The 13,264-nt window shown below is 38.7% G+C and carries 13 protein-coding genes; 3 read left to right on the plus strand and 10 right to left on the minus strand.

Features of this window, described 5'->3' with window-relative positions:
• The first annotated feature begins 14 nt into the window (after positions 1-14).
• Complete coding sequence (gene glmM / locus BLT94_RS07140) at positions 15-1,364, plus strand: phosphoglucosamine mutase (RefSeq protein WP_092232083.1); 1,350 nt, start codon at positions 15-17, stop codon at positions 1,362-1,364.
• A gap of 222 nt (positions 1,365-1,586) precedes the next feature.
• On the opposite strand, the gene BLT94_RS07145 is transcribed toward glmM, so the two are convergent.
• The 7 genes from BLT94_RS07145 to BLT94_RS07175 all read right to left on the minus strand — a co-directional run bounded on the left by BLT94_RS07145 (position 1,587) and on the right by BLT94_RS07175 (position 9,800).
• Positions 1,587-2,294, minus strand: a complete 708-nt coding sequence (locus BLT94_RS07145; RefSeq protein ID WP_014957635.1) for a Bax inhibitor-1/YccA family protein — start codon at positions 2,292-2,294, stop codon at positions 1,587-1,589.
• Between the two features lie 138 nt (positions 2,295-2,432).
• On the minus strand, positions 2,433-2,780 hold the full coding sequence (locus BLT94_RS07150) for a hypothetical protein (protein ID WP_092232086.1): 348 nt from the start codon (positions 2,778-2,780) through the stop codon (positions 2,433-2,435).
• 30 nt (positions 2,781-2,810) lie between these two features.
• Entirely contained in the window at positions 2,811-7,340 is a 4,530-nt protein-coding gene (locus BLT94_RS07155; protein ID WP_092232088.1) for a pilus assembly protein, read from the minus strand.
• A 35-nt stretch (positions 7,341-7,375) separates the two neighbouring features.
• A complete protein-coding gene (locus BLT94_RS07160; RefSeq protein WP_092232091.1) occupies positions 7,376-7,942 on the minus strand; it encodes a pilus assembly PilX N-terminal domain-containing protein in 567 nt (188 codons plus the stop codon).
• Positions 7,943-7,947: 5 nt separating this feature from the next.
• On the minus strand, positions 7,948-8,514 hold the full coding sequence (locus BLT94_RS07165) for a type IV pilus modification PilV family protein (protein ID WP_014957631.1): 567 nt from the start codon (positions 8,512-8,514) through the stop codon (positions 7,948-7,950).
• Position 8,515: 1 nt separating this feature from the next.
• Complete coding sequence (locus BLT94_RS07170) at positions 8,516-9,223, minus strand: PilW family protein (protein WP_175530297.1); 708 nt, start codon at positions 9,221-9,223, stop codon at positions 8,516-8,518.
• A 10-nt stretch (positions 9,224-9,233) separates the two neighbouring features.
• Positions 9,234-9,800, minus strand: coding sequence for a GspH/FimT family pseudopilin (locus tag BLT94_RS07175; protein WP_092232096.1), 567 nt, complete (start codon positions 9,798-9,800; stop codon positions 9,234-9,236).
• A 477-nt stretch (positions 9,801-10,277) separates the two neighbouring features.
• On the opposite strand from BLT94_RS07175, the gene BLT94_RS07180 reads away from it, so the two are divergent.
• Positions 10,278-11,606 (plus strand): ATP-binding protein, encoded by a 1,329-nt coding sequence (locus BLT94_RS07180; protein WP_092232099.1) that lies wholly within the window; start codon positions 10,278-10,280, stop codon positions 11,604-11,606.
• 59 nt (positions 11,607-11,665) lie between these two features.
• On the opposite strand, the gene BLT94_RS22305 is transcribed toward BLT94_RS07180, so the two are convergent.
• Entirely contained in the window at positions 11,666-11,923 is a 258-nt protein-coding gene (locus BLT94_RS22305) for a Fic family protein (protein ID WP_245743007.1), read from the minus strand.
• Entirely contained in the window at positions 11,910-12,209 is a 300-nt protein-coding gene (locus tag BLT94_RS22310) for a hypothetical protein (protein WP_245743009.1), read from the minus strand. Before BLT94_RS22310 ends, BLT94_RS22305 begins: the two co-directional genes overlap by 14 nt.
• Positions 12,210-12,542: 333 nt before the next feature.
• Here BLT94_RS22310 and BLT94_RS07190 point away from each other — a divergent pair, with 333 nt between their 5' ends.
• Positions 12,543-12,953, plus strand: a complete 411-nt coding sequence (locus BLT94_RS07190; protein ID WP_092232102.1) for an ABC transporter permease — start codon at positions 12,543-12,545, stop codon at positions 12,951-12,953.
• A gap of 24 nt (positions 12,954-12,977) precedes the next feature.
• On the opposite strand, the gene BLT94_RS21955 is transcribed toward BLT94_RS07190, so the two are convergent.
• On the minus strand, positions 12,978-13,264 hold a 287-nt coding region (locus BLT94_RS21955), incomplete at its 5' end, for an integrase core domain-containing protein (protein WP_175530298.1).

A 13,264-nucleotide genomic window follows, 5' to 3' on the forward strand; every position in this document is an offset into this window, starting at 1 on the left:
ATCAGGAACAATAAATGGGAAAACTTTTTGGAACAGACGGAATCAGAGGTGTAGCAAACACCTACCCCATAACCTGTGAAATGGCATTAAAAACAGGGCGTGCCATTGGCTTTTTTATAAGAGAACACGGGTATCACAGGGTGATTATTGGAAAAGACACCCGAATTTCAGGGGATATGCTTGAGTCGGCCCTTGCCGCCGGGATTTCATCAACCGGCATTGATGTCATGCTGGCAGGTGTTATCCCCACTCCGGGAGTGGCATATTTGTGTTCTTCTCTTAAAGACGCGGGGGCGGGAATTGTCATATCAGCCTCTCATAACCCCTACCAGGATAATGGAATTAAAATTTTTAACCATGGGGGAGGGAAACTGACGGATGAACAGGAAGATTGGATTGAAGACTATATCCTCAATAACCAGACTATGCCCCAGGGAAATGTTGGCAAAATATCTGTTATTTCAGACAGTTTAAAACAATATTCTGATTTCTTATTGAATGGGTTTTCCTTTGAAAAATGTTATAAAAAATTAAAATTAATTATAGACTGCTCAAACGGCGCTGCGTCAAGAATCGGACACAGGGTCTTTAACGAATCCTTGTTTGATGCTCAATTTATCTATGATTCCCCTGATGGAAAAAACATTAATGACGGGTGCGGATCACAACACACCCAGGAGTTGCAGCGGCTTATTATCAAGGAAAACGCTGATATGGGCCTTGCCTTTGACGGGGATGCCGACCGTTTGATTGCGGTGGATGAAAACGGCAACCAGATAACAGGGGATACGATTCTTGCTGTTTGTGCAAAGTTTGCAAAAGAAAAGGGCATACTTGCAAAGAATATTGTTGTAAGCACAATCATGAGCAATATTGGTTTGACAAAAGCTCTTGACAGTATTGGAATTTCACATATCAAATCTGACGTAGGGGATCGAAAAGTCCTTGAAGCAATGAAGCAATCCGGGGCTGTTATGGGGGGAGAAGACTCGGGACATATGATTTTCTTGGGTCACCACACTACAGGAGACGGTATACTTTCAGCTTTAAAACTGATTGAAGTGATGCTGGGAACACATCAGTCTCTTTCCAGTCTTGCTGCTGTTATGAAAGTATATCCACAGGTCTTGATGAATGTAAATGTGAATGAAGGTCGCCCTGATTTCATGAAAATAAAACCGGTTGCAGACACAATTCAAAGCGTTGAAAATAAGCTTGGGGATAAGGGCAGGGTACTTATTCGCTATTCAGGAACACAGCCGTTGCTTCGGGTTATGGTTGAAGGTCCGGACCAGGAATTAACCACAAACTATTGCCTGGAGATATGCAAAAGCATAAAGGATAACATTAGTAATAAAAAATAACATTATAGTTCATCTTATATGACTTGACACGATTTTGATGAATAAAGTTCAATAATATCAAATAATATACCCTCAAAATTAAGATCAAGTCATATGAAAAACGATATAATAACGGGTAATTAAAAAACGGGCATTCAAATCAAATTGAATGCCCGTTTTTTAAATTTAGTCTGACGTCGAAATCCTTGCCTCAGTCAGAGCCAGGATTTTTATGTTAAAAATTTAGTCTCTACTGCCGCCAAAAATGTGAAGCATCATAATAAAAAGATTAATAAAATCAAGATATAGTGAAAGGGCACCCATTAAAGCGCCTTTGCGGATCATTGCGCCGGTTGCATTATTGGGAATAGTGGTTGACATGGTCTTTAATTTTTGAGTGTCATAGGCTGTCAGACCTATAAAGACAACAACACCGATATAAGAAATGATCATCTGCATGGCTGAACTTTGTAAAAATATGTTAACTACAGAGGCGATGATAATTCCGATAAGGCCCATGAACATGAATCCGCCAAGGGATGTCAGGTCTTTTTTGGTGACCATTCCATAAACACTGCAGGCAAGAAATGTAACCGAACAGATCATAAAAGTAGAAACAATAGATGTGGCAGTGTAGGCAAGGAAAATATAAGAGAGCGTAACACCGTTTAAAATAGAGTAAATGGTAAACAAGGCTGTTGCCGTCGTGGCTTGCAGTTTTTGAATCCGGGCGCTCAAAAAGAATACAAATCCAAGCTCTGCAACAATAAGAATTATAATCAAACCCGGGGTTCCGTATATGAGTTGAACCATGGCCTCATTGTGAGAGACATAATATGCGGTAAAACCTGTAAGAGCCAAAGCAATGGCCATCCAGTTGTATACGCTTCTAATAAATGAATTTGTTTTTACAAGCGTAGCGTTTTGTGAAAAAGAAGTGTATGAATCCATTTTGTTCCTCCAAAAAAAGTGATTAAACATTAGCTGTTGCCCTTTAATATAACACGAAAGGGGAAGATTTCAAGCGGACTATGTGCCAGCAGGCTAAAAAGTTGCGTGCATGAGCGAACTAAATTTATTTGAATCAAGCTATAGCATATTTTTGGGTTTTGTTGTACGTTCAGGAACAGGAGTTGCTTTCAGGCTGTTTTTTCCAGGTGTACATTCTATATATTTTCTTTCATCATTACCATCAATATAATATCTTATTGAAATGTATTCTCCAGGCTTGATAGACAGAACCATGTTTTTTTTTCCAGGATAATACAGAAATCCATCATCCATCTTAATTGTATTTTCTTTTGTGATGGATACGACTTGCCCGGATACAATTTCCGTGACAACAAATACCTTTGCTGTAAGTGTTGAAGTAAATATACCAAATAATAGAATAGTCAGAATATAAAGATAATTATGTGTCGATTTTTTAAAGGTCATTTGATTGTTTTCCTTTTTCAGGTTAAATAATTATTTTTGGCTATTGCCTTCCCGCCAGTAATATAAATCCAGCCCGTATTCAGGACCATTAATTTTAAAATTAGGTCCCGGTACAGGTCCAGATCCAGGTACATTAGGGCCTATAATATTCCCTCCCATCATAGACATTGCTCCTGCCTGTCCCTGTCTTGTTACAATTGCAAAGTCAGAAGGAATACCAAAAATATTATTTACTTTATGATATCTATCGGTCACATCATAGTTGTCATCAGAAACGGAATCATTCGATGTATTAAGGTTATACGTGGCAGAACCATCACAATAATTCAAAGAATATGCAAACCCGTTTCCCTGTGGATTGCATGGATCTGCAATAGATGGCTGATAAGAAGTGAAATATAGATTTCCGGCATAGAGATTGACTTTGTTGAGTATTTTTTCCCCTTCATGGTTATCTCTTGATGTTGTAGTCGTGTCTGCCACACTTCCGGAATATGCGCAATGGCTGCATTCAGTTGAATCTCCCTGGTCTTCCAAAACAATATACCATCCCTTTGCATCATCTTCATTTGCTGCCCCATTTTCAAGCAGGTTATCATCGCTGGCATTGGTGTATGAAGGATCGTCCCTTAGTATTTCCTGTAAACCATTTTTTGTTATTCCAGAGAGTGTGGTTCCCGTATCCAGCTCATCACAGGTAAGGTTTAACAGGTTATCTTCCGTATAAGGAACCGTTGAAACAATGACAGGTGTATCATCAGCATCAGCATCAGTGCCTTGGTTATCAATGCCGGTAACAGATGAATCATCGTATATGGCATAAAAGCGGTTTCGTATCATTGTATAAGTGGGGTGTTCTCTGTCACCGGTACCGAAATACAATGACGCTATTTTATCGGTTCCGGAAAATTCTGTGTTTGAGAACCTGTAATTTCCGGCATCAAAATAGGTACACGCCCCTCCCCATGAAATAGCCGGTGGGTAAAATGTTTTTCTGCCCTGGTCATCGGTATCATCTCCTTGACCCATTTCCCCACTGTCGCTGCTACTGCCTGGATTGCCTGAAAAAATTTTGGTAACTGTCCATTTGTTGGTTACATCAGTAAGATCATCAGGGTCAACGTCAAAGTTATAATTAACCCGGTAAATGTTTGAATAAATATCCGTAGCATAAATAGCACTGATTACGTTTGATTTTCGACCTTCAATTGTTTTGCCGCCGCTTTTATATATATACGGAAATGTAGTTGTAACAACCGCAGGGGAGGCAGGAAAACAAAATTTCATTGAAGATAATGTTTGAACAGCTCCATTGGTGTCCGTCGTATCTGCTGCGCCATATATAGCAGAAAATGGAAGAATCTGCTTGCCTGAGCCGTCATTCGTTACAGCGGAAGGGTTATCAATATCAACGATAAATATTCCCCTTCCGTATTCATTTTTATCCAGATTATACAAGTCATATGAATTATTGCTGTTGACATCCTGTGCGATATCATTTTTATCCCACTTGCTTCCGTCAATTGTTTTGTTGGCATCCTTATATGGATTTCCATTGTTATCAAGATCGTTGAACGGTTCAGGATAGTTGTCTTCTTCTGTGTCGTACCCGCCAGTGAAGATAAGAACATCCTTAAAAGTTCTTTCCCCTGTGGATGCATCAACAGAGACAGGTATGGATGCTTCAATCGGTTCCGACCAGGTTTGAGCGATCTCACTGTTTTCATAGTTCCAGGCCCTAGTCCAGTTTAACGGGTTGGTATCAGAAACATTAAGACACCAGTATTTTTTACCCCCTCTGCGTTCTCCAAAAATAAGATATTTGGGGGCTTTGTTTGAACGGTATAACACGATTGGCCCGTCAACAGCATCTACAAAAGGCTCTTGTGAAATATTATAAAGATTGGGCAGAATATCTTCCGGAACAAAAGCAAACACTTCTTTGCCGCTGGCTTTAAGAGGACCGTCACCATCCGGGTCTGTGTCATCAAAAACATGAAGCATTCCGTCATTTGCTCCCACAACGATATAGCGTTTCAGTAATATATTAATGGGATCATAATAGTCAATCACAACAGGCCTGGAATGAACAATACTTCCCAAAGCCCAGTCTCTTACCGCTAAAGGAGCATGGGTCGCGGCATCGGCATCATATGTGTATCCGTAAAGGTAATTGATAACTTTATCTCTTGTCAGATCATCGGCAACTCCAAGATCTGAAGCTTTTATGGTATCATATTTAACTTCTAATATGGACGTAGAAGTTGTGCTATAGGTATAAATAGGTCTTTCCCAATATGCGTCAGCATCGGATGTTCCATCATTAAAGTTTTTTTCCACCCTCTCCTGTAGAACTTCTCCTACCCCATCTTCTTTTACATCAGAACTGCCGTAATTGTCAGAATCATTGGAATCATTATCATCCGCCCAGAAGGCACCTGTATTATCAAGAAATTCTCCATCATTGTTAACGGCTTCATTATCATTTCCGTCATAGAGCATCCATATATAAGGCCTGTCTGTGCTTCCATCACCAAGCTTGAATTTTTTTACATTCCCAACCCAGGATTGATTGTCCTGGGGAAGGAAAAGGCCTAAGTAAAGGTCATCACCATTTTGAATTTTATTGGCAGCATCAATGGAGACAACCGGCGATGTAAAGGATACGGCTTCAGTCATAAGCAGGGCAAGAGAATAAAAGGCGGCAACCAGTTGCTCCTTATTGTAGGCCACGACATATTCTCCGCCTGATTCTCCGGCAGCATCTTTCAGCAAAGGGTGGTTTGCACCAAACGCAATATGATGTGTGGTCACGTTAACATAGGAATTAGCAGGATCTGTTACTTCTGTTTTATCTACCCAGGAATGGGTATACATCCAGTGGCCTACATCATCATAATAATTGGGTGTTATCGGAGGTTGGTATGGGTCTGAAGTCCACCCATCAACATCCCAGTCCGTGAAGGGCAGATGAGGATCGCTGTTTGCATCGGAAATCCTGTTCCAATCGTTGTCATCAGTTGGAAATCCATCCGTTACTGAGATAACATAATTTTTTCTGCATAACAGGTTGTCCAGGGCATGTCTTTTGGTCCAATAGCCTTCTTCAAAAACATCCTGCAGGGCTTCTCCCAAGGGTGTTCCATATTGCGGAGATTCGTTTTCAACATGATTTCTAATGGCGGCCCGGTTTACATCATCGGTCAGATTTGGATTTAAAGCACTATTAATAGTGGCACCATTCCCTGATGTGCCTAAATATTGAAAGCTGGCATACCCCCAGTTCATTTTTCCATGGAATTCATCAACCACATAAAGAAGAGCATCCTTGGCTACATCCAGGCGGTTTTGCATTAAATAAGAACCTCCGTCATAGGAAACCCTTATTTTATCGATAATATAGCCGGAACCCTTGTCTTTATTATCTGATGCCAAAGCTATTTTGATGGTATCATCATTAATTGTTTCAGACCAGCCGCTCCCTGTCGGGAAGTCATCGTTATCATATTTAATTTCCTGGGTTCCGGAACCGTCATATAAAACCACATAGTCGCCGTTTTCATCGACATCAAATGCAGAAAAATGAACCTGGATCTGAGTGGAACCTGGATGGGTAATGGTTTGTATGGTTTCATTCTCTTTTAAGCTGTTGGCATATTGCCCACTTGCTGGATATTGAAGGCTGTGGGACAGTTCCGACCAGCTTGATGGTGCTTGTTCAACGGATTCGTACTTCCAGGCAGGATCACCCTTGGATGCACCTGCAGGATCTGGATTATTGGTCGTATAATGAAGATTATACATAGCCTGCATGTTCACCCAGTTTCCAGTCACAAAAAAATAAATATCCTGGTCACCATCTTCAGCCGTGTCCAAGCTGCCGGATACAACTCCTTTATATCCTGAAAAATAATACCCCGGCGCATTCAAAAGGCCACCAAAGCCAATATCAACCTGACTTCCATCATAAAGAGTCTGCATTTCTTTGAGTTTTATATCCAGATTAAGGGGAAGCTTTTGACCGTCAAACAGGATGTGACCATCTGCGTCCGTTGTAAGCCGCTGTGTTTCGTTTGCCTCACCAGTCAGATTTCCGTCAGAATCAATCAGGGTATGGGTATCAACCAAGTGGTTTGTATACCAAAGGTAATTGGGGTCAGCTGCATCCCCGGTAAACGCTGTGTCTACCCCATCCACTGTTGCAATGGTGACACCGATCTGACCTTTCCATAGAAAAATTTTTCTTCTCTCCTCATGATTTTGATAGAAATACGCAGGATTCCACGTTACAATAGTGTCCCAGATATAATCACTTTGGCTGCCTGCATCATTAAGGGTAAAAAGGTAATCAAACATAGCCCCGTAGTCAATATTCTGCTCATAAACGCCAAAATCCATTGATCCTGAGTTGTCCAGAAGGACATAGCAGTTTTGTTTTGTATTGACTTGGTAAATTTCAGTGTCTTTTGCATTTAGAGGAGAAAAACTGCCCACCAGGATGAGAAATAGAGTCGTACTGATGAGAATAGTATTGATTTTTTTTAATTTGCTGTTCACCATAAAGGCTCTCCTTATAAAATTATACCATCTGTACATTATAATGGATTTATAACGCCAACTTTTATCCCCCCAATTTCAATAATAACCTGTCTTTGCCCGTTAATCCTGAATTTGTAAGATGAAAATTTTGTTGCATCCATTCCTTTGGGAGGCACATCAGGATAAAGATAGGTAACAAGGTATGCGTAATCATAGTCATTATCTGTAGTATCATTCATCAGATTCTGCCGGGGCCAGGAATTAGGGTCGTCCGCATCAAAATTATCGGGGAAAGTCCCTGCCACAGGCATGTCTGTTCCTGACGGATCATAGTTTGCCAAGGTGGATGGATAAAGATGGGTGTTATAAGTTTCGGGGTCAGCAATGGTATACCAGGAATAGAGACCGTTAACCCCTGCATATCCAACACCGGAGCCTTCTCTGTTTGCGCCGCCTTCAGATGCATTAAAATTTTTTTCCCATCGTTGCTGATTTGCGGCAATACTGATTTCATAATCAGATGTATTTAAAGCAAAAGTACCGAAAATGCTTAAAATAAGCAGGCAGAACATTGCAATTGCTAAAATAGAACCATTATTATTGGATATTGAAGATTTCCACATATTCTCTAAGCCCCGGTGTTATTAAATTTAATCGTGGTGATAGAAAGGGAATTATTTCCCATTGGTGTATTCCAATACATAAATAATCTTAATGTGCAAAAAGGTGTATATGAATTCCCACCAAAGCTGACAGGGGTTTTATTGACATTCCAGAATAATTGAAATTCATTGCCGGTGCTGTCGACTATATTATTCCCATTCACCTGGAACATATTTGAAAAAGAAGGGAAATTTGCCGGAATATATTGGTGATCGGCAAGGGCTGGATTTGGAGCCGGACTCAGGGTATTTCCAGCAGAATCAAGGGTTATACCTATATCAAGGTCTGAATCAATTGTTGAAAGTGGTGTTCCTGCTGTGTCCAGATTGGTATCATCAAAGGGAAGGCGTTTGAGTTCTTCAAGGAAAGTCAATGCAATTGAGTTTGCGCTTGTACGGGAAAATGCGGTTTTATTGCCTTTCATGGCCTGCATCTGCATAACAGCCATTGCCGTCAGGCCAAGGGTCAAAACAAGCATGGTTATCATAACCTCAATTAAAGTAAACCCCTCAGTGTTTTTTGTTATCAGCATGTTATATTCCTAAATTCCTGCACTGTATTGTAACAACCACAAATCTACGTTTGAAATTATCATTGAACGGTCCCCATACAGTTCCTGCGCTGGTTGTATATGTGGCAGCGTTCATAAAATTAGGGTCACTGGCAGATGCCCTTGCCAGGATGGAGATTTGAACCGCCCTTATTTCAGACAGTTGAGATGCAGTAGGATTCGGTGCAGTTGTTCCATCATCAAGGATATAGTTAAATTCAATTGCCTGAATGTTTTCAGCAATGGGTTGAAATCCACCGCCAGTATCTCTTCCCAGATTGGCAGCACCTGTGTCGGCAATTCCATTGGAATCTGCATCATTTGTGGATGAGAATCCAAACGTAATATCCTCATTGGCATCATCAAGCTCACCATCAGCACGGTTATCTTTATTTAAGGCATGCCCGGCAATATCTCTGGTAAAGTGAAGCTGTACTGATGTGGCGGATATGATACCGGCATTAGCCTTCTGGGTGGGGTCACAGCCAGCCTCTCTTATTTCAGATGACATTATCATAATAGCCGATCTGAGATTCTGCTGCATTTCAGCAAGCCGGTCCGAGCTGACATATGTCTTTTGCTGATTTGAATAAGTAAGAAAAATGCCACCTAAAATAAAGGTCGATATGGCCATTGTAATCATGACTTCGATTAAGGTAAATCCATTTTGATGATATTTGTTTTTTTTCATAATCAATCCTCTATTGCCAGGAACCATCAGTACCATCACCACTGATCTGCATCTGAAGATTACCGGCAATGGATAATGTTATTTTATACCATCGTGTGCTGTTTCGGACTTGAATATTTCCAATTCTTGACCTTGCCGGAAGACCGCGACTATTAAACCCTGCCGTAGATGTCCCGCTAAAATTGGCATTGACCAAGCTTACATTTTTGGGCATGGTTACAAAGGCTATTGTAGCTTCATCATCACTGGGATTGGGGTTCCCTGTATCATGTATCAGGTCATCTGCCCCCCCCCCAACCCCACCATTATCAATGAATACTGTGTAAGTTCCGGCTCTTCCATCGGGTACAAAGGCGGCCGGGGTAAAACTAATACCAACCGTTGTGTTTCGTTTTATTGCTTCGGATTTGGCTTTCTGCATTTTTGAATAAATATCTCTTGCGCAGCCTTTTAATCTCTGATCTGCAAGGATTCGACCAAAATTGGGTGTAATAACAACAAGGAGTGAAATGATTGCAATAACAATCATCAGTTCGATAAGGGTGAACCCTTTTATATCTTTGGGTGTTTCAAACATTTAAATTCCCCATGATAGATTGTTTGAGCAACCCCTTTTTTATTAGAACAAAAATTTTTTCCATACGACTCAAAGCTTTTGTTTTATTCCTTTTTGAATTGATATAAATAAAAGTATTATGCAAGTATCATGCTGTTTGATTTGTGTATGTATCATAATTTTATGATAAGGCTTTAAATTATTGAATAAAAAATTAAAATAAGTTTGTTGCTTAATTATATATAAAGGGAATTTTTAACAAAAAATGTTAGTTGGCGGTACAAAAAATGTCATTAAAAAAAATCTGTTGACCCGATGTAATCTGATGCAGTTCAGTAATTTATATTGCTTCATGAGAATACAAAAAAAATACTAAGCCTTTTTAATGAAGTTGAGCATGTTTTTTATGCTCACATTCATATGTTATTTTTAGTTTGAAAAACGCAAATAATTTGTTATAACGGAATAAAAGACTGCAAATCACTCCTTTGTGAAGGGATGAAAAGAATAAAAAATACAGATATACTCCAAGTTATAACAGAATGGCAAAACCATATTTTGCGAATTAAAGGGATTAAAAGGGACTATGAGTCAGTTCTTTTGTCCACCATGGGATCAAAACCAATCAAAATCATCACTGGGTTCAGAAGATCCGGAAAATCTTTTTTAACTCAGCGAGTTGCAAAGAAATTGGTTGAAGATCAAAGATTCGCTATAGATAATATTTTGTATCTTAATTTTGAGGATTTTCGATTAATTGAAATTAATACTCTTGAAAAATTAAATGGGATCTATCAGGTATTTAAATCAAATATTGCTGATAGTGGTAAAAAACTTTTGATTTTTGATGAAATTCAAAATGTCTCTGCCTGGGATCGTTTCGTTAGAACCATTTATGAATTGGAGGATGATATTGAGATTATTTTGACCGGCTCAAACTCTGAACTATTGTCTTCTGAAATTGGCAGTAACCTTGCCGGACGATTTATTGAATTTTCAATTTTTCCTTTTGATTTTAAAGAATTTTTGAAATACAGGGATATTGAAATTGCTTCTGATGTTGAATTTTTTAGAAATTATGATGAGATTCAAAAACTTTTTGTAGATTTTATAAAGTTTGGAGGCTTACCTGAAACTTTCACAATATCCAATGGTTCTGCTCGGTTTTCATATATTGAAGGTGTTGTAAGCAAAGTCATTCTGGATGATATTATTGAACGTTTCCAGGTAAAGCATGTTGCTGTTATTGAAAAAGTATTAATTTATTTATTATCCGGTGTTGGAAATATCATCTCTTTTACACGAATAATGAATTATTTAAAGCCACTTGGGATTAAAGTTAAACAGGAAACTTTGATTGATTATGTTCAGTATATATTGAAATCCTTTGCTTTGTATGAGACTCAAAAATTTGATTGGAAGTTAGGCCGATTATTTGAGACTACCCGAAAATATTATTCCGTGGATACAGGGTTGATCAATTTATATCAAGGGACAGTAAATGATTTTACAAGTCAATTGGAAAATATTGTTTTTTTGAAGCTCAAAAGATCAGGATGCCCTGTATATTTTGGTACTCTCAAGTCTGGAAAGGAGATAGATTTTATTGTTCAGCAAAAAAATAAAAAATACCAGAAATTTCAAGTCTGTCAAACACTTACCAATGAAAATCATAAGCGGGAATTATCTTCCTTTAATTTGAAAGACACATACCTTGAAGCCGGGGAAAATTTTCTTTTGACACTTGATGATCATGAAGAGAAAATTTTTTTAAATGAAAATTCCGTATATAAGAAAAATCTTGTTAGATGGCTTTTGTTATCGTGATTTGGTACGTTCTTAACATATAATATGTTGTTCCAGGTGGCTGAGCCGCCTTATTGTTTTCATTCTTTCATAATTTTTATAACTCTTTCATCCAGGCAGGAGCGTAAAAAAGTATTCATCTGTTTCTGATTACCTGTTTCATAAAAGGGCAGCATTAATTGATTAAACTCCAGTTGTCTTTTTGCAGGAAGATTAATGGCAGGGTATCCACAATTCAATAAAAACCCATTCATGATAAAACGCCCCATACGTTTATTTACATCACTCCAAAGCTTCGTTCCCGGCAGCGGTTCGATGAAGGTCTCAGACTGTTTCAATCGTGATCTCAAACTGATTTTTTTCTATTAATTCTAATAAGGCCCGCCATGTATCAGCCTGATTCAGAGCTATCTGCTGGTCGGTTACTTTATGCCCGCCAACTGTAATTCCATCTAATAATGTCTGGATTTCCGGCAGGGTGAAATTAATTCCCTCCAGGTTCACCGCGTCACATACAAATTCAACCAATTGACGTTTAGCAAGCATTATTGCTTTTGGTTTGTCGGGTTTCATGCCCCATCGAGTTTCTTTCAGGGTGCGATTCGATAATTTAGATTGTTTCATAAATCAGAACATCCACACTTTTTATTGATATGTTACATTGTCCGTTGCAATTGAATTGCATGAATTTTGCATTTTACTCTATGATGAAAGAAAAAACAAACCGTGTGATTTATATTTGATTTTCAAGGAGTGAGGCAAAGAAGAACCTCCAAGAAGCGCTTGAATTGTTTTTTTAATGCGCATCCCCGAAAGAAATTGAAAACCTGGCATTAAAAAAATATCGTTTGACAAAACTCAAATTGAATCTGTGCTTTATTTGACTTGTTTTGTTAAATAGATTATTGGATGTATGCACATTAAATAGCGACAAAATTGTTAAGTGATTTCATAAAAATGGTAAATCGGTTATCGAAGTATAAAGATCTGTTTTTTATTTTTGTATGGCGTGAATTATTAATCCGTTATAAACAGACTGCCATCGGTGTGTTATGGGCTCTTATTCAACCTTTAAGCATGATGGTCTTGTTTGTAATTGTATTTGGTCATGTCCTGAATATTAATACAAACGGCTACCCAAGATCATTGTTTTATTTTGCAGGGCTTGTGCCTTGGACGCTTTTTTCTGCTTCTGTCAATGCATCAATCAATTCCCTGACAGATCACAGGGATTTAATTACTAAAATTTATTTTCCAAGAGAGCTGATTATCTTTTCCAAAGTCAGTGTATTTGTTGTGGATTTTTTAATATCAGGCATGCTGCTTGCCGTGATGCTTTGTTTTTATAACATCGGAATGTGTCAATAGAAATGAGACACCATTTGCAATAAATTAAGCTCTAATCACATCAATTTTTTCCTGTTTTGGTTTATTGATCCAAGCCGCATCCGGTAAAGCCGGTGGTAGGGGTTTTTTCTTTCTGAATCGTTCAGGATTTTTCTTAAAAGCATTTTCAAGAATAATACAACGCCGGTCATAAACGTCTTGTGCTAATCCATAGTGAAGTTGCTCAGGAGTTACCAATCCGATCCCAGAATGATGATGCTCTTTATTGTAATATTCAAAGAAATCCTGGCAAAACACCCTGGCATCTTCAATTGACCCAAATCGGCTGGGGA

The sequence above is a fragment of the Desulfobacula phenolica genome, from assembly GCF_900105645.1.
In the GTDB taxonomy this organism is placed as follows: Bacteria; Desulfobacterota; Desulfobacteria; order Desulfobacterales; family Desulfobacteraceae; genus Desulfobacula; species Desulfobacula toluolica.

Coding starts and splice junctions, on each gene's coding strand:
- glmM (WP_092232083.1), top strand. CDS start 15: ATGGGAAAACTTTTTGGAACAGACGGAATCAGAGGTGTAGCAAACACC.
- BLT94_RS07145 (WP_014957635.1), bottom strand. CDS start 2,294: ATGGATTCATACACTTCTTTTTCACAAAACGCTACGCTTGTAAAAACA.
- BLT94_RS07150 (WP_092232086.1), bottom strand. CDS start 2,780: ATGACCTTTAAAAAATCGACACATAATTATCTTTATATTCTGACTATT.
- BLT94_RS07155 (WP_092232088.1), bottom strand. CDS start 7,340: ATGGTGAACAGCAAATTAAAAAAAATCAATACTATTCTCATCAGTACG.
- BLT94_RS07160 (WP_092232091.1), bottom strand. CDS start 7,942: ATGTGGAAATCTTCAATATCCAATAATAATGGTTCTATTTTAGCAATT.
- BLT94_RS07165 (WP_014957631.1), bottom strand. CDS start 8,514: ATGCTGATAACAAAAAACACTGAGGGGTTTACTTTAATTGAGGTTATG.
- BLT94_RS07170 (WP_175530297.1), bottom strand. CDS start 9,223: ATGAAAAAAAACAAATATCATCAAAATGGATTTACCTTAATCGAAGTC.
- BLT94_RS07175 (WP_092232096.1), bottom strand. CDS start 9,800: ATGTTTGAAACACCCAAAGATATAAAAGGGTTCACCCTTATCGAACTG.
- BLT94_RS07180 (WP_092232099.1), top strand. CDS start 10,278: ATGAAAAGAATAAAAAATACAGATATACTCCAAGTTATAACAGAATGG.
- BLT94_RS22310 (WP_245743009.1), bottom strand. CDS start 12,209: ATGAAACAATCTAAATTATCGAATCGCACCCTGAAAGAAACTCGATGG.
- BLT94_RS07190 (WP_092232102.1), top strand. CDS start 12,543: ATGGTAAATCGGTTATCGAAGTATAAAGATCTGTTTTTTATTTTTGTA.